At 71.0% G+C, this 24,901-nt stretch carries 23 protein-coding genes; 13 read left to right on the forward strand and 10 right to left on the reverse strand.

Going from position 1 to position 24,901, the window contains the following annotated elements:
• Positions 1-25 precede the first annotated feature (25 nt).
• Together ACWEVN_RS29685 and ACWEVN_RS29690 are read right to left on the reverse strand one after the other, a co-directional pair.
• A complete protein-coding gene (locus tag ACWEVN_RS29685) occupies positions 26-508 on the reverse strand; it encodes a carboxymuconolactone decarboxylase family protein (RefSeq protein ID WP_449687504.1) in 483 nt (160 codons plus the stop codon).
• Positions 505-1,581: an NAD(P)H-dependent amine dehydrogenase family protein gene (locus tag ACWEVN_RS29690; RefSeq protein WP_449687503.1), complete on the reverse strand. Its 1,077-nt coding sequence runs from the start codon at positions 1,579-1,581 to the stop codon at positions 505-507. The genes ACWEVN_RS29685 and ACWEVN_RS29690 overlap by 4 nt, the downstream gene beginning before the upstream one ends.
• Positions 1,582-1,694: 113 nt before the next feature.
• On the opposite strand from ACWEVN_RS29690, the gene ilvD reads away from it, so the two are divergent.
• Positions 1,695-3,386, forward strand: coding sequence for a dihydroxy-acid dehydratase (gene ilvD / locus ACWEVN_RS29695; RefSeq protein ID WP_452053487.1), 1,692 nt, complete (start codon positions 1,695-1,697; stop codon positions 3,384-3,386).
• Here the strand turns inward: ilvD and ACWEVN_RS29700 are convergent.
• Entirely contained in the window at positions 3,365-4,726 is a 1,362-nt protein-coding gene (locus ACWEVN_RS29700) for a class I adenylate-forming enzyme family protein (RefSeq protein WP_452053488.1), read from the reverse strand. The two genes, ilvD and ACWEVN_RS29700, sit on opposite strands and share 22 nt — an antisense overlap.
• A 110-nt stretch (positions 4,727-4,836) precedes the next feature.
• Entirely contained in the window at positions 4,837-5,250 is a 414-nt protein-coding gene (locus tag ACWEVN_RS29705; protein WP_449687500.1) for an SsgA family sporulation/cell division regulator, read from the reverse strand.
• 541 nt (positions 5,251-5,791) lie between these two features.
• On the opposite strand from ACWEVN_RS29705, the gene sigK reads away from it, so the two are divergent.
• The 4 genes from sigK to ACWEVN_RS29725 all read left to right on the forward strand — a co-directional run bounded on the left by sigK (position 5,792) and on the right by ACWEVN_RS29725 (position 9,337).
• Positions 5,792-6,388, forward strand: coding sequence for an ECF RNA polymerase sigma factor SigK (sigK, locus tag ACWEVN_RS29710; protein ID WP_310967380.1), 597 nt, complete (start codon positions 5,792-5,794; stop codon positions 6,386-6,388).
• Positions 6,385-7,065, forward strand: a complete 681-nt coding sequence (locus ACWEVN_RS29715; RefSeq protein ID WP_449687499.1) for an anti-sigma factor — start codon at positions 6,385-6,387, stop codon at positions 7,063-7,065. Before sigK ends, ACWEVN_RS29715 begins: the two co-directional genes overlap by 4 nt.
• Positions 7,066-7,090: 25 nt before the next feature.
• Complete coding sequence (locus ACWEVN_RS29720) at positions 7,091-8,566, forward strand: molybdopterin-dependent oxidoreductase (protein WP_452053497.1); 1,476 nt, start codon at positions 7,091-7,093, stop codon at positions 8,564-8,566.
• A 93-nt stretch (positions 8,567-8,659) separates the two neighbouring features.
• Positions 8,660-9,337: a fasciclin domain-containing protein gene (locus ACWEVN_RS29725; protein ID WP_449687497.1), complete on the forward strand. Its 678-nt coding sequence runs from the start codon at positions 8,660-8,662 to the stop codon at positions 9,335-9,337.
• Between the two features lies 1 nt (position 9,338).
• Here the strand turns inward: ACWEVN_RS29725 and ACWEVN_RS29730 are convergent, their stop codons facing one another.
• Positions 9,339-10,331 (reverse strand): LLM class flavin-dependent oxidoreductase, encoded by a 993-nt coding sequence (locus ACWEVN_RS29730; RefSeq protein WP_452053489.1) that lies wholly within the window; start codon positions 10,329-10,331, stop codon positions 9,339-9,341.
• 45 nt (positions 10,332-10,376) lie between these two features.
• Positions 10,377-11,030: a TetR/AcrR family transcriptional regulator C-terminal domain-containing protein gene (locus tag ACWEVN_RS29735; protein WP_452053490.1), complete on the reverse strand. Its 654-nt coding sequence runs from the start codon at positions 11,028-11,030 to the stop codon at positions 10,377-10,379.
• A 91-nt stretch (positions 11,031-11,121) separates the two neighbouring features.
• Between ACWEVN_RS29735 and ACWEVN_RS29740 the strand changes: the two genes are divergently transcribed.
• Complete coding sequence (locus ACWEVN_RS29740) at positions 11,122-12,087, forward strand: NAD(P)-dependent alcohol dehydrogenase (RefSeq protein WP_452053491.1); 966 nt, start codon at positions 11,122-11,124, stop codon at positions 12,085-12,087.
• Here ACWEVN_RS29740 and bdeA read toward each other — a convergent pair.
• Together bdeA and ACWEVN_RS29750 are read right to left on the reverse strand one after the other, a co-directional pair.
• Positions 12,084-13,013: a bis(hydroxyethyl) terephthalate hydrolase gene (bdeA, locus tag ACWEVN_RS29745; RefSeq protein WP_449687493.1), complete on the reverse strand. Its 930-nt coding sequence runs from the start codon at positions 13,011-13,013 to the stop codon at positions 12,084-12,086. The two genes, ACWEVN_RS29740 and bdeA, sit on opposite strands and share 4 nt — an antisense overlap.
• Before the next feature lie 198 nt (positions 13,014-13,211).
• Positions 13,212-13,811 carry a QsdR family transcriptional regulator gene (locus ACWEVN_RS29750; protein WP_452053492.1) on the reverse strand — a complete coding sequence of 200 codons (600 nt, stop codon included), beginning with the start codon at positions 13,809-13,811 and terminating at the stop codon, positions 13,212-13,214.
• A gap of 74 nt (positions 13,812-13,885) precedes the next feature.
• Between ACWEVN_RS29750 and ACWEVN_RS29755 the strand changes: the two genes are divergently transcribed.
• The gene (locus ACWEVN_RS29755) at positions 13,886-14,521 is read left to right on the forward strand and encodes a DsbA family oxidoreductase (protein ID WP_452053493.1); all 636 of its coding nucleotides are present in this window, start codon (positions 13,886-13,888) and stop codon (positions 14,519-14,521) included.
• On the opposite strand, the gene ACWEVN_RS29760 is transcribed toward ACWEVN_RS29755, so the two are convergent.
• Together ACWEVN_RS29760 and ACWEVN_RS29765 are read right to left on the reverse strand one after the other, a co-directional pair.
• Positions 14,499-14,681 carry a hypothetical protein gene (locus tag ACWEVN_RS29760; protein WP_176175443.1) on the reverse strand — a complete coding sequence of 61 codons (183 nt, stop codon included), beginning with the start codon at positions 14,679-14,681 and terminating at the stop codon, positions 14,499-14,501. The two genes, ACWEVN_RS29755 and ACWEVN_RS29760, sit on opposite strands and share 23 nt — an antisense overlap.
• A 461-nt stretch (positions 14,682-15,142) precedes the next feature.
• The gene (locus ACWEVN_RS29765; RefSeq protein ID WP_449687490.1) at positions 15,143-16,195 is read right to left on the reverse strand and encodes a LacI family DNA-binding transcriptional regulator; all 1,053 of its coding nucleotides are present in this window, start codon (positions 16,193-16,195) and stop codon (positions 15,143-15,145) included.
• A gap of 172 nt (positions 16,196-16,367) precedes the next feature.
• On the opposite strand from ACWEVN_RS29765, the gene ACWEVN_RS29770 reads away from it, so the two are divergent.
• The 6 genes from ACWEVN_RS29770 to ACWEVN_RS29795 all read left to right on the forward strand — a co-directional run bounded on the left by ACWEVN_RS29770 (position 16,368) and on the right by ACWEVN_RS29795 (position 24,846).
• Positions 16,368-17,294 (forward strand): carbohydrate ABC transporter permease, encoded by a 927-nt coding sequence (locus ACWEVN_RS29770; RefSeq protein ID WP_449687489.1) that lies wholly within the window; start codon positions 16,368-16,370, stop codon positions 17,292-17,294.
• Between the two features lies 1 nt (position 17,295).
• Positions 17,296-18,159 carry a carbohydrate ABC transporter permease gene (locus ACWEVN_RS29775; RefSeq protein WP_449687488.1) on the forward strand — a complete coding sequence of 288 codons (864 nt, stop codon included), beginning with the start codon at positions 17,296-17,298 and terminating at the stop codon, positions 18,157-18,159.
• A gap of 35 nt (positions 18,160-18,194) precedes the next feature.
• Positions 18,195-19,535, forward strand: a complete 1,341-nt coding sequence (locus tag ACWEVN_RS29780; protein WP_449687487.1) for an ABC transporter substrate-binding protein — start codon at positions 18,195-18,197, stop codon at positions 19,533-19,535.
• Complete coding sequence (arfA, locus tag ACWEVN_RS29785; RefSeq protein ID WP_452053494.1) at positions 19,532-21,076, forward strand: arabinosylfuranosidase ArfA; 1,545 nt, start codon at positions 19,532-19,534, stop codon at positions 21,074-21,076. Before ACWEVN_RS29780 ends, arfA begins: the two co-directional genes overlap by 4 nt.
• On the forward strand, positions 21,069-22,823 hold the full coding sequence (locus ACWEVN_RS29790; protein WP_452053495.1) for a glycoside hydrolase family 35 protein: 1,755 nt from the start codon (positions 21,069-21,071) through the stop codon (positions 22,821-22,823). The genes arfA and ACWEVN_RS29790 overlap by 8 nt, the downstream gene beginning before the upstream one ends.
• Before the next feature lie 91 nt (positions 22,824-22,914).
• Positions 22,915-24,846 (forward strand): RICIN domain-containing protein, encoded by a 1,932-nt coding sequence (locus ACWEVN_RS29795; protein WP_452053496.1) that lies wholly within the window; start codon positions 22,915-22,917, stop codon positions 24,844-24,846.
• The last annotated feature ends 55 nt before the right edge of the window (positions 24,847-24,901 follow it).

The following is a 24,901-nucleotide window of genomic DNA, read 5'->3' on the forward strand; positions in this document are numbered from 1 at the left end:
GGCGGGTTCTAACCCGCCTTACCACTCACGACGAGTGCGGGAGGACGCAGACCGTGTCGAGGCCGAGGACGTGGTTCAACCGTCCGAACGCGAGCCACGCACCGAGGCTCATCGACAGCTCGACGATCTCCCGCTGACTGTACGAAGCGGACATCCGCTTCCAGAACTCGTCGTCGAGGTTGTGGTGGTCGGTCGCGTACCGCTCGGCGTACTCCGCCGCCAGCCGCGTCCGCTCGTCGAAGCGGTCCGTCGTGCGCCACTCCGCCACCGCGTCCGCGAACTCCGGCTCGACCTTGACGCCGTCGCGTTCGGTGCGCCAGTCGAGGCAGAAGACGCAGCCGTTGATCTGCGCGATCCGCAGCCGCGCGGCCTCGAACTCCCGCAGCCCCAGCGTCGTGTGCTCGTACACCGCCAGCGAGAACTTGGACGCGGCGATCCCGATGCCGGGGACCATTTCGCCCCAGACGTACCCGATCGGGTCCTTGCCGGCGGGGAGGTCGATGTTCACGAGCGGCTCCTTCCGAGCTTGCCGGCTGCCGGTCGCAGCGGGACGTCGAGTGCGTCGTAGAGGCCGGGTTCCGCCGCGGCCAGCCAGTCGATCGCGCCGACCAGGCGGCCGACGGCGGTGGCGTTGCCGCCCGCCGACCGGTTCTCGCCTTCGTCGGTCGCCTCGACGGTGACCTCGATGCGCGGCCGGCCTTCGATGATCACGCGGTGGGCGCCGTCGCCGCTGGGCGGCGTGGGCCAGTCCGGCGCGCAGGAGGCGTGGATGCGGGTGACGTGCTCGATGACGATCCGCGGCTCGCCGTCGACGATGCCCTGGACCTCGAACCGCACCGCGCCTTGGGTGCCCTTCTCGAACTCGCCCATGGTCCGCGTGGTCACGGTCTCGTCCAGCGGGCGCCGGTCCAGCGTCTCGCGCAGCTCGGTGACCTCGACGCCGAGGCCGCGCGCGATCAGCCGGACCTGCCCGCCCCACACCATCGACGGCACGCCGGTCATCAGCATCGGCGGGTCGTAGTCCATCGGCTGGCCCATCCCGACCAGGTACCGGACGGAGTCGGGCTGCTCGTACGTCGAGTAGTCGAAGATCTCCTGGCAGCGGACGACGTCGACGTCCGTGCCGAGCCCGCTGATCAGCAGCGGCAGCACGTCGTTGCCCCAGCCGGGGTCGACGCCGGAGACGAACAGCGAGCCGCCGCCGTCCTCGATCGCCGCGAGCACCGGGTCACGCAACTCTTTCGGCGCGTTCCGCTGGTCGTAGAGGGGGTACAAGGCGGGGGTCACGACGACCGCGCCCGCCCGGACCGCGCGCATGATGTCGGTGAGCGCGTCGTCGAACCGGACGTCTCCCGAAGCGGCGTACACGACCGCGCGCGGACTCGCCGCCAGGACGGCCTCGATGTCGTCCGTCGCGGCGACCCCCAGCTCGCCGACCCCGGCCAGCTCACCGGCGTCCTTGCCGACCTTCGCCGGGTCGTGGACGAGCACCGCGGTCAGTTTCAGCGCCGGATGGGCGTCGACGGCCCGGATTGCCGCACGGCCGACGTTGCCCGTGCCCCACACCACTGTGGCGATCATGGCCTGAGTTTTCGCCGTTTTGCGCAGCTCCGGGAAGGAAATCGTTCCGGCCAGCGGACCGCGCGTCCGTTGGTAACATGACCAGCGCCCGAACGTCGTATCGGAGGCCCGCGATGACGATCGACCCCAAGCCCCGCAGCCGCACGGTGACCGACGGGATCGAGGCCGCGCCCGCCAGAGGCATGCTGCGCGCGGTCGGGATGGGCGACGGCGACTGGACGAAACCGATCATCGGCGTCGCCAGCTCGTGGAACGAGATCACGCCGTGCAACCTGTCCCTGGACAGGCTGGCCCAGGCGTCGAAGGAAGGCGTGCACGCAGCCGGCGGCTACCCGCTGCAGTTCGGCACCATCTCGGTGTCCGACGGCATCTCCATGGGCCACGACGGCATGCACTTCTCGCTGGTCTCCCGCGAGGTCATCGCCGACTCGGTCGAGACGGTCATGCAGGCCGAGCGGCTCGACGGCTCGATCCTGCTGGCCGGCTGCGACAAGTCCCTGCCGGGCATGCTGATGGCCGCTGCGCGCCTCGACCTGGCCTCGGTGTTCCTCTACGCGGGCACGATCGCCCCCGGCTGGGTCAAGCTCACCGACGGCACCGAGAAGGACGTCACGCTGATCGACGCCTTCGAGGCGGTCGGCGCGTGCCGGGCCGGACGCATGCAGAACGCCGACCTCGACCGGATCGAACGCGCCATCTGCCCCGGTGAGGGTGCCTGCGGTGGGATGTACACCGCGAACACGATGGCGTCGGCGGCCGAAGCCATGGGGATGAGCATGCCGGGTTCGGCCGCGCCGCCGTCCGCGGACCGCCGCCGCGACCACTACGCCCACCTGTCCGGGGAAGCCGTCGTCGGCCTCCTCGAGAAGGGCATCACCGCGCGGGACATCCTCACGCGGGAGGCGTTCGAGAACGCCATCACCGTCGTGATGGCCCTCGGTGGTTCGACCAATGCCGTGCTGCACCTGCTGGCCATCGCGCACGAGGCCAAGGTCGAGCTGACCCTCGACGACTTCAACCGCGTCGGCGACCGCGTCCCGCACCTGGGCGACCTGAAGCCGTTCGGCAAGTACGTCATGAACGACATCGACCGCCACGGCGGCATCCCGGTGCTGATGAAGGCCCTGCTGGACGAGGGCCTGATCCACGGCGACGCGCTCACCGTCACCGGCCGCACGGTGGCCGAGAACCTCGCCGAGCTCGCCCCCGACCCGATCGACGGTGAAGTGCTGCGCGGCCTGGACAACCCGCTGCACCCGACCGGCGGCATCACCATCCTGCGCGGCTCGCTCGCCCCGGAAGGCGCGGTCGTGAAGTCCGCGGGTTTCGACACGGCCAACTTCGAGGGCCCGGCGCGCGTGTTCGAACGCGAGCAGGAAGCCATGGCGGCGCTGAACGAGGGCCGGATCGAGGCCGGCGACGTCGTCGTCATCCGCTACGAAGGCCCCAAGGGCGGGCCGGGCATGCGCGAGATGCTGGCGATCACCGCGGCGATCAAGGGCGCCGGGCTGGGCAAGGACGTCCTGCTGCTGACCGACGGCCGGTTCTCCGGCGGCACCACCGGCCTGTGCATCGGCCACGTCGCGCCCGAGGCGGTCGACGGCGGCCCGATCGCATTCGTCCGCACCGGCGACCGGATCGCCGTCGACATCAAGGCGCGCAGCATCGACCTGCTGGTCGACGCCGCCGAGCTGGCCCGGCGCCGCGAAGGCTGGGAGCCGTTGCCGAACAAGTTCGGAGAGGGCGTGCTCGGCAAGTACGTGAAGCTGGTGCGGTCGTCGTCCTACGGGGCCGTCACGAGCTGAGCGAGGGCGCGCTTGTCGACCTTGCCGACGTCGGTGAGCGGCAGCGCGTCGGCGAAGTCCACCCGCGCCGGGACGTAGTGCTCCTGGCCGAAGGTGTCCCGGGCGTGCGCCTGCAGGTCGGCCGCCGTGACCTCGCTCGTCGCGACGACGACGGCGTGCAGCCGGTCGCCGTGGCCGAAGACGGCCGCGCTGCGCACCGCCGGGTGCGTCTCCAGGGCGTGTTCGACGACGGTCGTGGGGACCTTCGTGCCGTGCTCGCCGACCACGGCGACGTCGTCCGCGCGGTCGAGCAGGTAGAGGTAGCCCTCGTCGTCGAAGCGCCCGAGGTCGCCGGTGCGCAGCCAGCCCGCGCCGATCTCCGCGCCGCCGAGGTAACCGTCCATCATGGACAGCCCGCGCACTTCGACCTCGCCGTCTTCGGTGATCCGCGCCTCCATGCCCGGCACGATCCGGCCGACCGAGCCGAGCCGCTCCGGGCGGCCGATCAGCTCGGCGGCGGAGATGCTCGCGATCATCGGCGCCTCGGTGAGGCCGTAACCCTGGCCGACGACCGGGCCGAAGACGTCGAGGGCCTGCGCGAGCCGGTGCGGCGGCAGCGGTGCGGCGCCGAGGGAGAGCGAGCGGACGCTGGTGAGGTCGGTTTCCGGCCGCTTCGGGTGGTCGAGGAGCGCGGCGAGCCGCGGCGGCGTCAGGGAGAGCGTGTCGATGCGGTGCTCTTGGATCGCGTCGAGGACGGCACCTGCGTCGAAACCGTCGTGGACGACGAGGGTGTCCTGCCGCAGCAGCGTGCCGAGCACGGTCGCGTTGCCGGTCATGTGCGTCATCGGGGCGACGAGCAGCGTGCGGCCCGGGCCGTCCGGCGACGGCGTGAAGAGGTACGCCATGCCGTCGTAGATGCCGCTGTGGCGGATGAGCTTGGGGGTGCCGGTGGTGCCGCCGGTGGGGAAGAGCAGGCGGACGGTCTCCGGCGGGTCGAGCGGCTCGGGTTCGCCGTCGAGGTCGTCGAGGGTTTTCGTGTCGGCGCCGGGCCAATCGTGGGGCCGGTCGGTGACGACGGTGGCGCCGCGCGCCGCGGCCAGCCGGCTCGCTGTCGGCGCCGAGGCGGGAACCAGGAGCACGGTCGCGCCGCGCAGGAGGGCCGCCAGCTGGACGAGGACCGTCTCGGACCGGTTGCGCAGATCGAGGGCGACGGTGGCCTTGGTTTCGCCGAGCCCGCCGTGGAGACGGCGCAGCCGGTCACGGGCCTCGTGGTAGGTGGTGACGCTGTCGCTCGCGTGGAACAGGACGCGGTCACCGCCGTCCTCGAGCGCGGCCAGGACCTTCGTCAGGAAGAAGCTCACGCCCGGGGACGGTACTCAGGTGAGGCTTGTTCTGCCGTCGCCCGCCGCATGACTTCGCTTTTCAGCCGCCGGTTCGCGCGAGGGGCGCGGCGGGCTGACCAGAACAAGCCTCAATCCTGGTAGGACAGCTTCGCCAGTTCCTCGTCGAAGTCGAACCAGTCGCTCTCGCTGCCGGCCGGGATGACGTCGTAGGTGCGGTCGAGGAAGGCCGCGATCTCCTTCGCCGGGGCCTCGAGCACCGCGGCGCCGTCCGGGGAGCTCAGCTCGACGACGACCAGCGCGGGGTCGCCGGCCGGGCCGATGCGCACGTCGCCGTCGCCGCAGCGGGCGAGCAGGCCGTCGGCCAGGAGGTCGCGGCCGAAGAGCCACCGGACCGCGCTCGGGCCGGCGTGCAGCACCACGGCGACCGCGTACGGGTCGCGGGTGTCGTGCTCCAGCTCGGCCGGCACCGGTCGCGGTCCGGCCCCGAAGGTGCGGAGGGCGAAGTCGATGCGGGCGTTGGTCACGGTGTGCGGGTCGGCCATTTCGGCCCCCTTGCTACTCGTCGGTTAACTTCGGCTGCTTCCAGGGATAACCCATAGTCAGTTCAACGCCCAGCGATCCGAAAAACTTTCACACGCCAGGGTGATCAAGAAGTGTCCGAGGTCACCGTCGGCGTGGCCGAACGGGCAAGTCCCTCACGCACGGTCACCACCGGTGACCGGTCTTTCCAGCCCGCGATGTCCAGGTACACCCACCGGCCGTCCAGATACGCGTGTCGACCCCTCAATCACGCGTGCCGACCTTCCGATCACGCGTTGCTCGGCACATCCACGCCGCGGTGAGCAGAGCGAGCGGGCAAGCCGGTGCCGCCCGGCCAGGCTCAGGCCCTCCCGGACCGTGCCCTGGCCGGCGGTCCGCACGGCGCTGACCAAGCACCCGACGGGCATTCGGAGCCGCACGGCCTCCGGATGGGTTCCGGCGGCGGATTTGCGCCGTCCGGGTGGGAAAGGCCACCCGGCACCAGTCCGCTTCGCCGTCCGGCCGCGAACCCCCGGCAAGTCAGGGGTGACTGGAGGACCGGGAATGGGTGAGCGTGGGCGGCTGCGGCTGCCACCGGACGAGGCACCGGCGCCCGCGCCGAGCGCCGAAGAGCTGCTCGCGCGGGTCGCGGCGGGCGACGAGACGGCGTTCGCGTCGCTCTACGACCTCGTCGCCGGTCCGGTCCTCGGGCTCGCGACGCGCGTGCTGCGCAGTCACGCGCAGGCCGAAGAGGTGGCGCAGGAGGTGCTGGTGGAGGTGTGGCGCAAGGCCACGAGGTACGAGCCGGACCGCGGCAGCGCCCTGTCGTGGGTGCTGACCATCGCGCACCGCCGGGCCGTCGACCGCGTGCGCTCGCACCAGGCCGGCGTCGACCGCGAGGAGCGGGCCGGCCTGATGGACGTCCGGCGGCCGTTCGACGAGGTCACCGAGTCCACGTTGGCCGGTCTGGAGCAGCAGCGGGTGCGGCAGTGCCTGGCCGCGCTGACCGACCTGCAGCGCGAGTCGATCGTGCTCGCCTACTACAACGGCTACACCTACCCCGAGGTCGCCGAGGTGCTGAAGGTCGCGCCGGGCACGGTCAAGACCCGCATCCGCGACGGCCTGATCCGGCTGCGCGACTGCCTGGGGGTGGACCGATGACCGCCGAGCTGCACACGATGACCGGGGCGTACGCCCTGGACGCGGTGTCCGCTGCGGACCGCGCCGAGTTCGAACGCCACCTCGGCGAGTGCGCCGCCTGCCGCCAGGAGGTGGCCGAGCTGCGGGCGACCGGCGCGCGGCTGGGCGTGGCGGCCGCGGTGGACCCGCCGCCGTCGCTGAAGCTGGTGGTGCTCGCCGACGTGGCCCGCACCCGCCAGCTGCCGCCGAGGGTGCCGGTGGTCCGCCGGCTGAGCCGGGCCAAGACGTGGCAGGTGCGCTTCGCCCTGTTCGGGGCCGCCGCGGCGGCCGTGGTGGCAGTCGTGTTCGGCGTGGTCCGGACGCCGGCGCCGGTCGATTCGGTGCTGAGCGCGCCGGACGCGGCCGCGATCCAGGGGGCCGGCCAAGGGCACACCACGCTCGTCGTCTCGCGCAGCCGCCACCAGGCCGTGCTGCTCGCCTCGGACCTGCCGGCCCTCGACGCCGGGCACGTCTACCAGGTGTGGCTGATCGGCGGCGGGCACGCGCGCTCGGCCGGGCTGATGACGACCGAGGTGTCGCAGCGGATGCTGGTGGCCGAGCTGCCCGCCGACGTCGACCGGATCGGGATCACCGTCGAGCCCGCCGGGGGTTCGGCCGGCCCGACGACCCCCGCCGTCACCAGGATTTCCCTTGCGTAGCCGCGGGTGGGCCGCCCTGCTCGGCGTGCTGGCGCTCGCCGCCGCACTGGCGGCCGGCCACCTCGTCGCCGGGTTCGTCGGCGTCAACGCGTCGCCCTACCTGGCCGTGGGCAACGGTGCCATCGACCTGACCCCGGTGTGGCTGAAGGACTTCGCCGTCCGCACCTTCGGCACCTACGACAAGCTCGTGCTGCTGTCCGGGATGGCCGTCGTCATGGTGGCCGTCGCGGCGGTGGCGGGCCTGCTGTCGCGCCGGACGCCGGTGCCGGGGCTGGTGGTGATCACCGGGTTCGGGCTCGTCGGCCTGGTCGCGGTGTACGCGCGGCCCGACCTCGACGCGGTCGCGCTGCTCGCCCCGCTGGCGAGCCTGGTCGCCGGGGTGGGGACGTTCGCCGTCCTGCACCGGCTCGCCGGCAACACCGCCGCCCCGGACTCGTCGCGCCGGACGGTGCTGCTGGCGGGCGCGGGAGTCGTCGTGGGCGCGGGGGTCGCCGGTCTCGGCGGGCAGCTGCTCGCCGGCCGCCGGGACGCGGCGGCGTCGCGCGCAGCGGTCGGGCGGCTCGTCCCGGCCCGGACCGCGCCGATGATCCCGGCCGACGCCGACTTCGCGAAGCTGGGCACGCCGCCGTTCCTGACGCCCAACGACCGCTTCTACCGGGTGGACACCGCATTGACCGTGCCGCAGGTGCGGGCCGAGGACTGGAGCCTGCGGCTGCACGGGATGGTCGACCGCGAACTCCGGTACCGCTACGACGACATCCGGAACCGGCCGCTGGTGGAACGCACGATCACGATGACCTGCGTGTCCAACGAGGTCGGCGGCACCTACGTCTCCACCGCGAACTTCATCGGCGTCGACCTGGCCGGCCTGCTCGAAGAGGCCGGGGTGCGGCCGGGTGCCGAGCAGCTCTTTTCGTCCAGTGTGGACGGCTGGACGTCCGGGAGCCCGGTCGCCGCGGCGCTGGACCGGGCGCGCGGGGCCATGCTCGCCATCGGCATGAACGGCGAGCCGCTGCCGATCGAGCACGGTTTCCCGGCCCGGCTCGTCATTCCCGGGTTGTACGGCTACGTGTCGGCCACGAAATGGGTGACCGACCTCGAAGTCACGACCTGGGGGGCGCGGCAGGCGTACTGGCTGAAACGCGGGTGGGGCCAGGAGGCCCCGATCAAAACGGAATCGAGAATTGACACGCCGAAGGGTTTCGAAACCGTCCCGTCGGGGAAGGTCCGGGTCGCGGGGGTCGCCTGGGCGCAGCACACCGGGATCGCCAAGGTCGAACTGCGCATGGACAACGGTCCGTGGCGGGAAGCCATGCTGTCGCAGGAAGTCAACGTCGACACCTGGCGCATGTGGTGGCTCGAGTTCGACCTCGCGCCCGGCGGCCACCAGGTCGTCTGCCGGGCGACGGACAAAACCGGGTCCACGCAGACCGAAATGCGCGCCGGGACGGTCCCCGACGGCGCGACCGGGTGGCACAGCATCGCTTTCACGGCACGGTGACCCGGATCACCCGAATGGGGGCCAAGCCGATTTGAAAGTAGTTCCGAATACCGAGCAAGAAGAAGTTCTCAGCCGCTTATGGGAGTGATTTTCGTGACCAAGCTTCGTGTCGCCGGAATCGGTGTCGCCGCTGTCGCCGCCCTTTCGCTGACCGCGTGCAGCGGTAGCGACACCGCTTCGTCGGGCAGCTCCAGCAGCGCCCCGGCGCCGGCTCCGTCGTCGTCGATGTCCGCGCCGTCGTCCAGCATGGCGGCCGGTGGGTCCGGCGTGACCACCAACGCCGACGTCTTCGGCCCGGCCTGTTCGCAGCTGCCGCAGGGTTCCGCGCCCGGTTCGCTGGACTCGATGGGCCCGCAGCCGGTCGCCTCGGCCGCCTCGACCAACCCGCTGCTGACCAAGCTGGTGGCCGCGGTCAAGGCCACCAACCTGGTCGACACGCTGAACAGCCAGGAGGCCATCACGGTCTTCGCGCCGGCCGACCCGGCGTTCGCCGCTCTCGGTGACGCCAAGTTCAACGAGCTGGCCGGCAAGCCCGCCGAGCTGGCGCCGATCCTGCAGTACCACGTCGTCGGCAAGCGCTACGACGCCAAGGGCCTCGCCGCGGCCGGTTCGGTCGACACGCTCAACACCGCCGGCGGTCCGGTGAAGATCGAGGGCTCCGGCGACAGCATGACGATCAACGGCGCGAAGATCCTGTGCGGCAACATCCCCACGAAGAACGCCACGGTCTTCGTGATCGACAAGGTGCTGACGCCGGGTACCAACAAGTGATCTAGCGTCCGAGCAGGGGGCCCAGGCGTTCCGCGATGTCGGTGAGGATCTGCACGTAGTCTTCGTGTTCGAAGGTGAACGGCAGGGCGAAAGCCACCTCGTCGATCTCGCGGAACGCCTGGTGCGCATGCAGCCGCTCGGCGATTTCCGCCGACGTGCCGACGAAGTCGGGGGAGAACAGCATCCGCGCGGGGCCCTGCGGTTCCGCCGTGCGGGGCAGCCGGTTTTCGGCGTAGGCCTGGTACTTCGCCCGCTGTTCCGGCGTCGCGCCGTCGGTGGGGATCACGACCAGGCCCTGCGAAATGCGGCCTTCGGGGTGGTGCTCGCGGAACGTCCGGATGTGCGAGAGCTGGATTTCGGCGAAGTCCGTGCTCTCGCCTTCGGCCTTGACCACGCTGCTGGTCAGGAAGTTCATCCGGTGCTTGCCGGCCCACTCCGCCGAGCGCAGGCTCGCGCCGCCGTACCAGAGGCGGTCGCCGAGGCCGGGCGCCTGCGGCTGGACGCGGTCCGAGAACACCTCGAAGCCCTGGGTGCCGCTGAAGCCCGTCGCCGGCTCGCCGCGCACGAAGTCCAGCAGCCGCTGCACCCGGTCGTACGAGAAGTCTTCGACGTCCGCGGTGTCCGGGTAGAGGGCGTGCTTGACGTCGTCCCAGCGCATCGGCGGCCCGACGCTGAGCCCGGGGTTGAGCCGCCCGCCCGAGAGCAGGTCGACGGTGGCGAGGTCCTCGGCCAGCCGCAGCGGGTTTTCCCAGCCGAGCGGGATCACCGCGGTGCCGAGCTCGATCCGGCTGGTCCGCTGCGACGCGGCGGCCACCACGGCGACCGGCGAGGAAATGCCGTACTGGAGGTGCCGGTGGCGCACCCAGGCGCTGTCGAACCCGAGGCGTTCGCCCAGTTCGATGATCTCCAGCGTCGACTCGTGGCCCCGGCGCGGGTCGGCCGCGTCGAACAGGCCGATGGTCAGGAAGCCGAGCTTCCGCAGTGGTCGTGACACAGCTTCGATTTTGCCCCGGTGGGCGGGGTCGTCCCAGCTGGTGGGCTACCGCAGCCGGTCGAGGCCGTCGAGGACGAGGTCCAGCCCGAATTCGAACTCCGCCTGGTCGTCGCACCAGCCCAGGGTCGACTCCGGGTCGTCGTGGGCGATTTCGGCCAGCATCCCGACCAGGTTCGGCAGTTGGGCGGCCAGTTCCGCGGGCACCTCGGCCGACGCCCCGGCGTTCGGGTCGAACAGTTCCTGGCTGAACCCGAGCGCGCGGCTGCCCAGCGCGTGCAGCGCGTGGTGGATCCGGTCGTGCGAGAACCCGCCCTCGCGCATCAGGCCGACCAGGCCGTCGTAGTACTTCAGCACCGCGATGCTCGTCGCCGAACGCGTGCCGAACAGGCCGGGCGCCCAGGGGTGGCGGAGGAAAACCTGGCGCGCCGCGAGGATGCGCCGCCGGGCCGTCTGCTTCCAGTCCGGGCCGGGCGCCAGGCCGGCCACGACGTCGTTGATCTCCTCGGCGACCACCTCGACGATCCCGTCGAGCACGTCTTCCTTCTTGGCCACGTGGTAGTAGAGCGACATCGCCTCGGCGCCGAGGTCCTCGGCGAGCCGGCGCATGGTCACCGAGCGCAGGCCGTGCTCGTCGGCGAGCGCGACGGCCGCCCGCAGCACGCGTTCCCGGCTCAGCGGGGTCCGGGCTTCGGTGGTCACGGACTGGATCGTACAACGTAAGTCCCCCTTGACCCCGGGCTCGGCCCGGAGCTACCTTACGACGTAAGACTTACAACGTAAGGGAGACGTCATGAAGGCTTTGGTGCAGCGTGCGTACGGTTCGCCCGACAGCTTGACCTGGGAAGACGTGCCGCAGCCGGTGCCTGGTCCCGGCGAAGTGCTGGTGGGGGTGCACGCCACTTCGGTCAACCCGTACGACTGGCACTACCTGAGAGGCGAGCCGTACCTCGCGCGGCTGATGTCCGGCGGCTTCGGGCTGCGTCCGCGGGCCGGCGTCCTCGGCTGCGACCTGGCCGGCCGGGTCGCGTCGGCCGGCGACCGGTTCGCGCCGGGCGACGACGTCTACGCGCTGCTGCCGCGGGGTGCGCACGCCGAGTACGTCTGCGTGCCCGAGGAGCTGCTGGCGCCGATGCCGGCGAACCTCACCCACGAGCAGGCGGCGGCGATGCCGATGGCGGCCGTGACCGCCCTGCTCGCGTTGCGAGGTGTCGAGGCCGGGCAGCGGGTGCTGGTCAACGGCGCTTCCGGCGGGGTCGGCACCTTCGCCGTCCAGCTGGCGCGGGCGCTCGGGGCGCGGGTCGACGCGGTGAGCACCAACGTCTCCCTGGTGCGCTCGCTCGGCGCGGAGCACGTCTTCGACTACCGGACGGAGGACTTCACGCGCAGCGACCGCCGCTACGACATCGTGCTGGACATCGCCGGCAGCCGGTCGGTGTTCGCCTGCCGGCGGGTGCTGGTGCGGGGCGGCACCTTCGTCGCCGTCGGGGGCCCGGCCGGGCGGTGGGTGCAGCCCGCGGGGCACGTCTTCGCCGCCCTCGCATCGGGGCTTCCGGCGCGGCGGCGGGTGGTGCTCGCGGACGCCGTGGCCTGCGCGGACAAGGCGGCGGTGCTGCGTGAGCTGGCCGGTTTCGTGGAGCGCGGCGCGGTCACGCCGGTCGTCGACCGGAACTACCCGTTCGACGACCTGCGTGCCGCGTTCGCTTATTCGGAAGCAGGGCACGCCAAGGGCAAGGTGGTCGTCACCCTCGGCGGCTAGCCGTTGTGCGGGCAGTTGCCGCGGTAGTCCGAAATGGACAGGCTGGTGCTAGGGATCGGGCAGAGGAACTGCTCGTAGCGGGTGTCGTTGTCGATGAACCGCTTGAGCCAGGACAGGGTGTACTTCGCGATCGTCGTGTTCGACGTGTTGGGTGCGAAGTGGCTGGCGCCGCGCAGTTCCAGGTAGGCCCGGTCCAGAGTGGACGGAAGAGTGGCGTAGAACGGGATCGAGTGCGACGCCACCGGCGCGATGGTGTCCGACTGCGCCCCGACGACGAGCGTCGGCACCCGCAGCGTCGACCAGTTCTTCGTCAGGTTCCAGCCGGTCAGCGGCACCGCGGCCTGCAGCGACGGCCGGGAGCGCGCCGCTTCGAGCGTGCCGCCGCCGCCCATGGAGTGCCCGACGACGCCGAGCCGGCTGCTGTCGATCCGCGACCGGACGCTGCTCTGCTGCGTCAGGTAATCCAAGGAGGCCAGCAGCTGCCGGCCGCGGCTGTCGGGCTGGTCGGAGGTGGTGATGGTGTCGATGGTGAACACCACGAAGCCCTGTGACGCCAGGCGCGGGCCCAGCCAGGCGATGCTCGACTGGGTGGCGGTGAAGCCGGGGGCGATCGAGATCGCGCCGAACGTGCCGGCGGTCGTGGTCGTCGGGTAGTAGATGGTGCCGCCGCCGAAGCCGGAGACGGCCAGCCGGGACACCGTGGCGGTGCTCGTCGCGAACGACCCGCGACTGGCTTCGATGCTGGCGGTGGTCGGGTCGGGGCCCCGCTCGTAGGGGTTCGCGGCGGCGGGTGCCGGCGCGGCGACCGCGGTGGTCAGCGCCAGGGCGCCCAGCACGACGCCGGCGGCCTTGGCGCGCCACCCGCGTCGGCGGGAAATTTTCTCACCCAAGCCGGACGTCGTCGGCGGGCTGGTGGGTGCGGACATGGATCGCTCTCTTTCCCCGGGCAGGCGAAAGCACGCCCGGACACAGACGGGCGGATCGGCAGAACTGGTGCACGGCAACGGAAGGACGTGCCGCGGGCGGGATGCGGGGTAACCGCTTCCCCTCCGCCTATGAAACACCTTGGCGAAATGTTCCACATCCTCCGAATGGGGGAGCGGCTTGACGAACTGGGCGGTCGCTCAGGGCACGCGCACCGGCTCCAGGGCGCCGCGCACGAGGGTGTCGACCAGCGTCGTCGCGACGGTCAGGTCGACCGAGCGCGCGGCGAGGACGTCGGAGTAGAGGAAGGACTCGCCGAGCCGGACCACCGCGAAGGCCAGGTCCGGAAGCCCGACCAGCGGGGCCAGCCCGGCGGCGTCGGCGTCCTGCTGGAACAGCGTGACGTGCGCGTCGACCAGCCCGGGCTGCACGGCACCGCGCGGATCGGTGAGCACGCGCAGGGCGACGTTCGACTCGGCCTCGATGAGCTTGCGCATGCCTTCGCTGCCGGCGACTTCGCGGCGGTAGGCCTCCATGACCCAGAGGCAGCGCAGCCGGCCGTCCGGGGTGCGGACCGCGTCGCCGTGGTCGGCGCGCCAGCCGTCGAGCGCGCGCTGCCAGGTCCGGTCGGAGAGCAGGCGGAGGCCGGCGCCCATCAGGTCCTCGCGGTTGCCGACGCGGCGGAAGAAAGTGGTGCGCGAGATGCCGAGGTCGGCGGCCATCCGCCCGAGGTCGAGGCGGGTGCCGGCCATCAGCAGGCGGGCGGCGTGCCGGACGATGTCGTCGGTGGAGGCGGTCACCGGCGACACCCTAGTCCGCTGGTGGGTGCCGGTTACCTTGAAGTGCGCGGCACCCCTTCGGTTACCTGGGTTCCGTGCGCGTAGACATCTGGTCCGATCTGGTCTGTCCCTGGTGCTATCTCGGCAAACGCCGCTTCGAGCAGGCGGTCGCCGAAGTCGGTGTCGACGTCGAGGTGGTGCACCACTCGTTCCAGCTCGACCCGTCGTTCCCGCGCGGGACTTCGCGGCCGACGCGGGAGGTGCTGGCCGAGAAGTACGGCCGGACATTGGAAGAAGCGGACGCGATGGAAGCCCAGATGGAGGAGCGCGCGGCCGCCGACGGCCTCGAGTACCACCTCGACGGCGTCCACATGGGCAACACGGTCGACGGCCACCGCCTGGTCCACTTCGCGGCCGAGCGCGGTCTGGCCGACGCCGTCGTCGACCGGTTCTACGCCGCGCACTTCACCGAGCGGCGTTCGCTGTTCGACCACGATTCGCTGGTTTCGCTGGCCGCGGAGGCGGGATTGGACGAAGCCGAGGCGCGGGCGGTGCTCGAATCCGACGCGTACGAAGCAGAAGTGGCATCGGACGGCGAGCAGGCCCGCGCACTCGGCGCGTCCGGCGTCCCGTTCTTCGTGATCGACCAGCGCTACGGCGTGGCGGGAGCCCAGTCGCCGGAGGTGTTCGCCCAGGTGCTGCGGCAGGTCAGCGCCGCCGCCGCCGGGTGAACCGCGACCGGTCGGTGGCGATGCCGGCCAGGTGCAGGGCAACGCAGAGAAGCCCGGCGGTGGTGAGCGTCCCGGTGGTGATCACCGGGCCGAGCCCGAACCCGGCGAGTTCCATGAGCAGGGCGAGCCCGAAGAGAACGGCGGCGAGAATGGCGAGCATGACGGTCTCGTTTCCGTGGCGTGGGGCCGAATGGTCCACGCCACTAAGACGTTGGGGGTACCGGGGTTTCCGGCTTGGTGGCCGGTAATTCCCCCGCCCCGCCCGCCTGAAACGACCACTTTCCCACGCTCGTTCCGACCCGCCTCCGCGCACATCCCCACCCCCGCACCCACACGCCCGGCTCGCGTACCCGGAGGTCGGCCCGCGTCCCAGAAGGGTCGGCTCGCGTGCTTGGAGAGGCCTCACGCGTGTTTGGAGGGGCATCACGTGTGATTGGAGGGGCGACACGCGTGATCGGCGAGGCATCGCGCCGATGCCCGCCCAGGCACGCGTGATGCCCGCTGAAGCACGGGTGATGCCCGCCTAAGCACAGGTGATGCCCGCTTGATCACGGAAGCGAGCCCGGGCCGCGGGGGGCGCCCCCCGTTTTCCACGCTACCGGAGGGCACCGACAGTTTCGGTTACGCCGGGGGTGGGGCGGTGCTGGAGCGGATGATCAGCTCCGTCGGGAGGAGGACCGGCTCGCCGGCTTCCGTGCCCGTCTCGATCTCCGCCAGGAGGGCCTTCACCGCGTGGCGGCCCACCGCCTCGAACGACTGGCGGATCGTTGTCAACGGCGGCCAGAAGTGGGCTGACTCCTCCATGTCGTCGAAGCCGACCACGCTCACCGAAGCCGGTACCGCGCGGCCCGTCTCGTGCAACGCGCGCAGCACTCCCAACGCCATCTGGTCGTTCGCCGCGAACACCGCCGTCACCTCCGGGTCCGCCGCCAGGCGCAGGCCCGCCTGGTAACCCGACTCCGGTGACCAGTCGCCGACCGCCACCGGGGGGACGAACCGGCCCGCACGCTCCAAAGTGGCCTGCCACGACTTCCGGCGCCGCTCGGCCGAGTACGACTGCGGCGGCCCGGCGATGTGCCAGACCGTCGAGTGCCCCAGGGACAGCAGGTGGCTGGTCGCCCGGGCCGCGCCGTCGGCCTGGTCGTTGTCCACCACCGGGTAGTCGTACCGGGCACTCGAGTCGATCACCACCACGGGGAGCCCGTGCGGCAGTTCGATTTCGCTTTGGTCAAGCTGGTGTTGCTCGATGAGGATGATGACGCCGTCGACGGCCTGCTCGTTCAGCGTGCTGAACGCGCCCGTCACTTCGCCCTGGGTCGGCCGCGTCACCGGCATCAGGATGATCGAGAACCCCTCCGGCACGACCGCCGCCGCGATGGCGTCGAGGGTGCGGCTGTTGCCGAACGTCGGGAGCGCCGAAATGATCACGCCGATGCTGCGGAACTGGCCGTTGCGCAGGGCGCGGGCCGCGCTGTTGGGCCGGTAGCCGACCCGGCGCATGGCGGCGAGGACCCGCTCGCGCGTCGCGTCGTCCACATTGGTCTTGCCGTTGGCGACCCGGGAAACCGTCTGGCCCGAGACACCCGCCTCGCGGGCGACGTCCGCCATCGACGGGCCCCGGCGCCGGGACGGGCCTGGTGCGGATGACGTCGCTGTCTGGCGCGGCACGGTCACTCCTTTAGCTTCTCAGGGGTCCGGGTGGCGAAGCCCCCGGCCCGGGGCGAAGCCCCGGCTGTCACAGTGTCCTGGACATGTTTACGTCAACACGTTACTCTGCGGCCGTCCATGTTGACGTAAACATCCCGCCGGGTCCAGGGCCCGGCGCACGTGATCACTCGGAGAGACGATGACGTCCACAGCGGCTCCGCCCGCGCCGGTGCCGGCGCGCCGGGCGCCCGCGGCCCGCCGGCCGCGGCGGAAATGGCGGGGCTGGCTCTTCGTCGCCCCGTTCATGCTCGTGTTCGCGCTGACCTTCATCGCGCCGGTCGTCTACGCGTTCGTGCTGAGCCTCTTCCGCGACCAGGCTTTCTTCGGCGGCACGGTCTTCGTCGGCGCCGACAACTACGTCCAGGTCTTCGGCGACCCGAAGTTCTGGGAGGCCTTCCGGCGGGTGCTGGTGTTCCTCGCCGTTCAGGTGCCGATCATGCTGGTGCTCGCGCTGATCGCCGCACTCGCGATCGACAGCGCCCGGCTGCACGCCGCCGGGTTCTTCCGGATCGTGATCTTCCTGCCGTACGCGGTCCCCGCGGTCGTCGCCGCCTTGATGTGGGGCTTCATCTACGGTGACCACTTCGGGCTCGCGGCCGACTTCAACCACCTGTTCGGCACCGCGGTCCAGCCGTTGTCCCCGAGCTGGCTGCTCACGTCGATCGGCAACATCGTGACGTGGGAGTTCGCGGGCTACAACATGCTCATCTTCTACTCCGCGCTGAAGGTGATCCCGAAGGAACTGTTCGAGGCGGCCGCGATCGACGGCGCCGGCACGTTCCGCACGATCCTGTCGGTCAAGCTCCCCGCGATCCGGGGCGCCATCGTGGTCGCGACGATCTTCTCGATCATCGGCAGCTTCCAGCTCTTCAACGAGCCGAACATCATGCGCAACCTGGTCCCGAACACGATCGGCACGTTCTACACGCCGAACATGTACGCCTACAACCTTTCCTTCAACGGGCAGCAGTACAACTACTCCGCCACCGTCGCGATCGTGATGGGCGTGATCACCGCGGTCATCGCCTACGTCGTGCAGCTGCGCGGCTCCCGGAAGGAGATGTGACGTGGCCACCTTCTCGGTGACGAAACCCCGCAAGTCGCGTGTCCTCACCGGCTTCATGGCGCTGTACCTGATCTACACCCTGGTTCCCCTGGTGTGGCTGGTGATCAACGCCAGCAAGACCCAGCCGGCGCTGTTCTCGACGTCGGGGCTGTCCTTCGGCGGCACGTTCGCGCTGTTCGACAACATCGGCCAGACGTTCACCTACAACGGCGGGATCTTCTTCCGCTGGCTCGGCAACACCCTGCTGTACGTCGTGGTCGGGGCCGGCGGCGCGACGATCCTCGCCACCGCGGCGGGGTACGGGCTGGCCAAGTACCGCTTCCCCGGCCGCCGCGCGGTGTTCGCCATCGTCCTCGGGGCGGTGGCCGTGCCGCCGACCGCGCTGGCCGTGCCGACGTTCCTGATGTTCAGCAAGATGGGGCTGACCAACACGCCGCTGGCGGTCCTCATCCCGTCGCTGATCAGCCCGTTCGGCCTGTACCTGATCTGGGTCTACGCCGCCGACGCCATCCCGGACGAGCTCCTGGAAGCGGCGCGGATCGACGGCGCCGGCGAGCTCCGGATCTTCCTCACCGTGACGCTGCGCCAGCTGGTCCCCGGGATCATCACGGTCGCGCTGTTCACCATGGTGCAGACGTGGAACAACTACTTCCTGCCGCTGATCATGCTCAGCGAGCCGAAGTGGTACCCGCTGACCGTCGGGCTCAACCAGTGGAGCGCCCAGGCCAACGGCGCCGGCGCCCAGCCGATCTTCAACCTGGTGCTCACCGGGTCGTTGCTCACGATCATCCCCCTAGTCGTCGCTTTCCTGCTCATGCAACGGTTCTGGCAATCGGGCCTGAGCGCCGGCAGCGTCAAGCAGTAACTCTCCGCCGTCACACCGCCGTGAAGGGACATCCGATGTCAAGAATCCGCACCCGCGCCAAGGCGGCCGCCGCCCTCGCGCTGGCCGCCGCGCTCGCGGTCGGCTGCTCGTCCGGGGGCACGTCCTCCGCGCCCGCCGCCGCCACCGGCACCCAGGACTCCGTCGACGCCGCGCTGAAGGCCGGCGGCGAGATCACCTACTGGAGCTGGACGCCGTCGGCCAAGGACCAGGTGGCCGCGTTCCAGAAGGAATACCCGAACGTCAAGGTCAACTACGTCAACGCGGGGACCAACAAGGAGGAGTACACCAAGCTCCAGAACGCGATCAAGGCCGGCTCGGGTGCCCCCGACGTGGCCCAGATCGAGTACTACGCCCTCCCGCAGTTCGCGCTGACCGATTCACTGGCCGACCTCAACCAGTTCGGGTTCGGTTCGTTCGAGAAGGACTACAGCGCCTCGACGTGGGCGCAGGTGAAGAACGGCAACGGGATCTACGGCCTCCCGCAGGACTCCGGCCCGATGGCCCTGTTCTACAACAAGGAGGTCTTCGACAAGAACGGCATCGCCGTGCCGAAGACCTGGGCCGAGTACATCGAAGCGGCCAAGAAGCTGCACGCCGCCGACCCCACCAAGTACATCACCTCGGACACCGGCGACCCCGGGTTCGTGCTGAGCATGATCTGGCAGGCCGGTGGGCGTCCGTTCACCGTCGACGGCCGGAACGTGAAGGTCGACTTCGGCGACGCGGGCACGAAGAAGTGGACCGCGATGTGGGACCAGCTGATCCAGGGCAAGCAGCTCGCCCCGGTCAAGGAGTGGTCCGACGACTGGTTCCGCGCCCTCGGTGACGGCACCATCTCCTCCCTGGTCACCGGCGCCTGGATGCCGGGCAACTTCATCTCGTCGGTGCCCGGCGGCGCCGGCAAGTGGGCGGTCGCGCCGATGCCGACCTACGACGGCAAGCCGGTGACCGCGGAGAACGGCGGCAGCGCCCAGTCGGTCGTCAAGCAGAGCAAGAACCCGGCACTGGCCGCGGGTTTCGTGCGCTGGCTCAACCACGCCGGCGGCGTCCAGCCGTTCATCAAGAGCGGCGGCTTCCCGTCCACCACGGCCGACCTGACCTCGCCCGCGTTCGTCGACGAGGCGCTGCCGTACTTCGGCGGCCAGAAGGTCAACCAGGTGCTGACCCAGGCGTCGAAGGACGTCGCCCCCGGCTGGACCTACCTGCCGTACCAGACCTACGCCAACAGCATCTTCAGCGACACCGCCGGCAAGGCCTACGTGAACGCCACCCCGCTCGACGCCGGACTGGCGGCCTGGCAGCAGGCCATCGTCGACTACGGCAACCAGCAGGGCTTCACGGTCAGCGCCGGATGACCGTCGACATCGAAGGTGACGCGGGCCAGGTCATCGGCCCGGTCCCGCGTCGCCTCTTCGGCTCGTTCGTCGAGCACATGGGCCGGTCCGTCTACACCGGGCTGTACGAGCCCGGCCACCCCACGGCGGACGACCGCGGCTTCCGCGGTGACGTGCTGGAGCTGGTCCGGGAACTCGGCCCGACCGTGCTCCGCTACCCCGGTGGCAACTTCGTTTCCAGCTACCGCTGGGAAGACGGCGTCGGGCCGGTCGAATCACGGCCGGCCCGACTGGACCCGGCGTGGCACAGCGTCGAGTCCAACCGCTTCGGCCTGCACGAGTTCGTCGCGTGGGCCGAAGCCGCGGGTGCCGAGGTGATGTACGCCGTCAACCTCGGCACCCGCGGCATCCAAGAAGCCGCCGACGTCCTTGAGTACTGCAACCACGCCGGCGGCACCGAACTGAGCGAGCGGCGGCGCGCGAACGGCGCCGACCGCCCGTTCGGCTTCAAGCTGTGGTGCCTGGGCAACGAGATGGACGGCCCGTGGCAGATCGGCCACAAGACGGCCGAGGAGTACGGCCGCCTGGCCGCCGAGACCGCCCGGCTGATGCGGATGATCGACCCCGGCCTCGAGCTGGTCGTCGCCGGCAGCTCGCACGCCGACATGCCGACGTTCGGCGAGTGGGAGCGCACGGTGCTGCGCCACACCGCCGAGCTGGTCGACCACATCTCGCTGCACGCCTACTACCAGGAGCTGCACGGCGACACCGACAGCTACCTGGCGAGCGGGGCGGCGCTGGACCGCTACATCCGCACGACCGCGGGTGTCATCGACGAAACCCTCGCCGAGCTGGGCCTGGACAAGAAGATCGGGATCAGCGTCGACGAGTGGAACGTCTGGGACCTGCGCCGCTGGAACGAGGTCGACCAGGCGAAGCTCGCCGAGGGCGGCTGGCGGCAGCACCCGAGGATCATCGAGGACACCTACACCGTCACCGACGCGGTCGTCGTCGGCTCGCTGCTGAGCTCGCTGCTGCGCAACGTCGACCGGGTCACCATGGCCAACCAGGCGCAGCTGGTGAACGTCATCGCGCCGATCCGCTCCGAGCCCGGCGGCCCGGCGTGGCGGCAGACGACGTTCCAGCCGTTCCGGCAGGTGGCCTCGCTGGCCGGTGGGGCGAGCCTGCGCCTGTCCGTCGACGGCGACCGGTTGCGCACCGCGCAGCACGGCGAAGTCGACCTCGTCGACGTCGCCGCGACGGTCGAGGAGTCCGGGCGCGGGGCGGTGTTCCTGACCAACCGCGCGACGGCGTCGCCGACCGAAGTCCGGATCCGCCTGCGCGGCGCCCGGTTCGGCGTCTACGCCGCCGAAACCCTGACCACACCGGACGGCGAGACCCGCCACACGGTGAACACCGCCGACGCACAACCGGTCCGGCCGGTGCCGCTACCCGGCACGGTCGCGACGTCCGATCCCGGGGGGACCACCATCACCGTGACACTGCCACCCTTGTCCTGGACCGTGCTGCAGCTGACCCCGCAGGCGGGCCCGGATGCCTGAGTTCGCCATCGGGGAGCACGACTTCCTGCTCGACGGCCGCCCGTTCCGCATCCTGTCCGGGGCCCTGCACTACTTCCGCGTGCACCCGGACCTGTGGGCCGACCGGATCGACAAGGCCCGGCGGATGGGGCTCAACACCATCGAGACGTACGTGGCGTGGAACGCGCACGCCCCCGAGCCCGGCTCGTTCGACCTGTCCGGCGGGCTGGACCTCGACCGGTTCCTGCGCATGGTCGCCGACGCCGGGATGTACGCGATCGTGCGGCCCGGCCCGTACATCTGCGCCGAGTGGGACAACGGCGGGCTGCCCGCGTGGCTGTTCCGCGACCCGTCGGTCGGCGTGCGCCGGTACGAGCCGAAGTACCTGGACGCCGTCCGCGAGTACCTCACGAAGGTGTACGAGGTCGTCGTCCCGCACCAGGTCGACCGCGGCGGGCCGGTGCTGCTGGTCCAGGTGGAGAACGAGTACGGCGCGTTCGGCGACGACAAGCGCTACCTGAAAGCGCTCGCCGAGCACACCCGCGACTCCGGCGTCACCGTGCCACTGACCACAGTGGACCAGCCGACGCCGGAGATGCTCGAAGCGGGCAGCCTCGACGGGCTGCACCGGACCGCGTCGTTCGGCTCCGGCGCCGAGGCGCGGCTGGCCATCCTGCGGGAGCACCAGCCGACCGGGCCGCTGATGTGCAGCGAGTTCTGGAACGGCTGGTTCGACCACTGGGGCGCGCACCACCACACGACGCCGGCCGCGGATTCGGCGGCGGAGCTCGACGCGCTGCTCGCCGCGGGCGCGTCGGTCAACCTGTACATGTTCCACGGCGGCACCAACTTCGGGCTCACCAACGGCGCCAACGACAAGGGCGTCTACCAGCCGCTGATCACGTCCTACGACTACGACGCGCCACTGGACGAAGCCGGGGACCCGACGCCGAAGTACCACGCCTTCCGGGACGTGATCGCCCGCTACCACAAGGTGCCCGACACCGTTCCGCCGCCGGCCCGGCCCGCGCCGACGCCGTCCGGCGCGCTCGGTGACCCGGTCCGGCTGCTCGACGCACCGGAGCGGTGGGGCACCTGGGAATTCCACGAGGAGCTGCCCGCGTTCGACGAGCTCACGCCGATGCCGCAGCTCGCGCTGCTGCGGTGCACCGTCGAGGGCGACCGGCCCGGCGTGCTGACCTTCGGCGAGGTCCGCGACCGCGCCACGGTGTTCTTCGACGGCGACCTGGTCGGCACGCTCAGCCGGGACCACCACGAGCGCGCGATCCCGCTGCCGCGCGCGGCCGGCGAGCTGCTGGTGCTGGTCGAGGACCAGGGCCGCGTCGACTACGGCCCGCGCATCGGCGAGGCGAAGGGCATCATCGGCGGGGCGTCGCTGCACGGCGAGCCGCTGGCCGGCTGGGACGTGCTGCCGTTCGACCTGGCCGCGCTGCCGTCGCTGCGGCCTGCGGCGCCGTCGTCCGTGGCGGGCGCGGTCGCCGGGCCGGTCCTGCTGCGCGCCGACATCGATGTCGACGAGCCCGCCGACCTCTTCCTCGACACGGGGGAGTGGGGCAAGGGCGTCGCCTGGCTCAACGGGTTCGCGCTCGGCCGGTACTGGCGGCGCGGGCCGCAACGGACGTTGTACGTGCCGCGCCCGGTGGTCCGGGCCGGCGCCAACGAACTGGTCGTGCTGGAACTCGGCACGATGCTCGACCCCGCGGCCCGGTTCGTGCCGCGGCCGCTGCTGGGCCACACCGAGGCCTGAAGTACCGTCCCCACCGCACCCGAAGGGCAGTTCGACGATGAACTTGCGGCGTTTGCTCACCGTCCTTTGTGTACCTCTGATAGGCGGCGCAGTGGTTGCCGCACCGGCGGAGGCGGCCACCGCTGTCACGGTCAAGCCGGACCCGACCTACCGGCAGCAGCCGTTCGACGGCTGGGGCGCCAGCCTGGCGTGGATGGCCGAGGCGACCGGCGGCTACCCGGACGCCGTCCGGAACAAGCTGGCCGACCTGGTCTTCGGGCCCGACGGGCTGAACCTGAACATCGCCCGGTTCAACGTCGGCGGCGGCAACGCCCCCGATGTCCCGTCGTACCTGCGCCCGGGCGCCGCGGTGCCGGGCTGGTGGAAGGCCCCGGCCGGCACCACCCGCACCGACAAGGACTGGTGGACCCCTGGCGACGCGGCCGAGTTCGACCCCAAGGCCGATCCGAACCAGCGCTGGTGGGTCGACAAGATCAAGAACCGCGTCACGAAGTGGGAGGCGTTCAGCAACTCGCCGCCCTACTTCCAGACCGTCTCCGGGTACGTCTCGGGCGGCTTCAACGCCACCGACGAGCAGCTGCGCACCGACAAGATCGGCGACTTCACCGCGTACCTGACGCAGGTCGTGCGCACCCTCGAGAAGGCGCACGGCATCAAGTTCGCGTCGGTGAACCCGCTGAACGAGCCGAACACGAACTACTGGAAGACCACGCTCGGCGCCGACGGCAACCCGACCGGCGGCCGCCAGGAGGGCGCGCACATCGGCCCGGCGGTCCAGTCGCAGCTGATCCCGGCGATGGCCTCGGCCCTCAAGGCGGCCGGTTCGCGGGCGATCGTCTCCGCGCCCGACGAGACCAACCCGGACATCTTCGCGGCGGACTGGGCCGGCTGGTCGGCCGACGCCCGCGCGGCGGCGGGCCGGCTCAACGTGCACACCTACGGCACCGGCAACCGGCCGGTCCCGCGCGACCTCGCCAAGGGCGCGGGCAAGCCGCTGTGGATGAGCGAGGTCGGCGGCAGCTGGCTGGACCGCCAGGACTTCACGGACATGGACCCCGGCCTCGGCATGGCCAAGCAGATCACCGACGACCTGCGGCTCCTGGAGCCGAGCGCGTGGGTCAGCTGGCAGCCGATCGAGGACTACAACAACATGAAGCCGGGCGGGGAGTCCGCGGCCGGGATGAACTGGGGCGAGATCCAGGTCCCGTTCGACTGCCCGAAGAACGCCACGCTGCAGTCCTGCCCGATCAAGACGAACACGAAGTTCAACACCATGCGCAACTTCACCCACTACATCAAGCCGGGTGACCGGCTGATCGGGGTGAACGACACCGCGTCCACGGTCGCGATGCGCGGCGAGGACCTGGCGACGGTCGTGCACACCAACGCGGGCACCGACGCCCAGGACGTCACGCTGGACCTGTCCGGCTTCCGGAACGTCCGGCACGGGGCGTCCGTGACGCCGGTGGTCACCGACGTCACCGGGGCGCTGAAGCGGGGCAAGCCGGTGAAGGTGACCGCCGGCCGGGCGACGCTGCAGGTGCCGGCGCGTTCGGTGACGACCTTCCTCGTCGACGGCGTCTCCGCGACGGCGGCCGGCACGGGCCTCGGCTCGGGCAAGCCGGTCACCTTCACCGGCGTGCAGAGCGGCAAGTCGCTGTCGGCGGAGAACGGCTCGCTGGTGCAGCGCACGACGGACGCCTCGGCGGCGGCGCAGCGGTGGACCCTCACCGACCGCACGGGCCGCTACGGCAACCGCGACCGGTTCACCATCACCAACGCGGGCACCGGACAGGTCCTCAGCACGTCCGGCGGCGCGGTGACGCTGGCCGCGGCGGGCGCGTGCGACCCGGCGGCGCAGTGGACGCTGTCCACCACCGGCGACGGCACCTGGACGTTCGTCAACGCGGCGAGCGGGCAGCTGCTCGACGTCACGAGCGAGTCCCGTGAGGACGGCGCCCGGATCGGCCTCTACAAGCCGACGAACGGGCCCAACCAGCGCTGGCAGGCCATCGCCGGCTGACCCCAAGCGCCCCAATGTGGCGTTGGTTGCGTCCAACGCACCCAATGTGGCGTTC

The organism is Amycolatopsis sp. NPDC003861, assembly GCF_053605405.1.

Coding starts and splice junctions, on each gene's coding strand:
- ACWEVN_RS29760 (WP_176175443.1), bottom strand. CDS start 14,681: ATGCTCGCCATTCTCGCCGCCGTTCTCTTCGGGCTCGCCCTGCTCATG.
- ACWEVN_RS29705 (WP_449687500.1), bottom strand. CDS start 5,250: ATGGCCGACCCGCACACCGTGACCAACGCCCGCATCGACTTCGCCCTC.
- ACWEVN_RS29690 (WP_449687503.1), bottom strand. CDS start 1,581: ATGATCGCCACAGTGGTGTGGGGCACGGGCAACGTCGGCCGTGCGGCA.
- ilvD (WP_452053487.1), top strand. CDS start 1,695: ATGACGATCGACCCCAAGCCCCGCAGCCGCACGGTGACCGACGGGATC.
- ACWEVN_RS29715 (WP_449687499.1), top strand. CDS start 6,385: ATGACCGCCGAGCTGCACACGATGACCGGGGCGTACGCCCTGGACGCG.
- ACWEVN_RS29780 (WP_449687487.1), top strand. CDS start 18,195: ATGTCAAGAATCCGCACCCGCGCCAAGGCGGCCGCCGCCCTCGCGCTG.
- arfA (WP_452053494.1), top strand. CDS start 19,532: ATGACCGTCGACATCGAAGGTGACGCGGGCCAGGTCATCGGCCCGGTC.
- ACWEVN_RS29770 (WP_449687489.1), top strand. CDS start 16,368: ATGACGTCCACAGCGGCTCCGCCCGCGCCGGTGCCGGCGCGCCGGGCG.
- ACWEVN_RS29790 (WP_452053495.1), top strand. CDS start 21,069: ATGCCTGAGTTCGCCATCGGGGAGCACGACTTCCTGCTCGACGGCCGC.
- bdeA (WP_449687493.1), bottom strand. CDS start 13,013: ATGTCCGCACCCACCAGCCCGCCGACGACGTCCGGCTTGGGTGAGAAA.
- sigK (WP_310967380.1), top strand. CDS start 5,792: ATGGGTGAGCGTGGGCGGCTGCGGCTGCCACCGGACGAGGCACCGGCG.
- ACWEVN_RS29740 (WP_452053491.1), top strand. CDS start 11,122: ATGAAGGCTTTGGTGCAGCGTGCGTACGGTTCGCCCGACAGCTTGACC.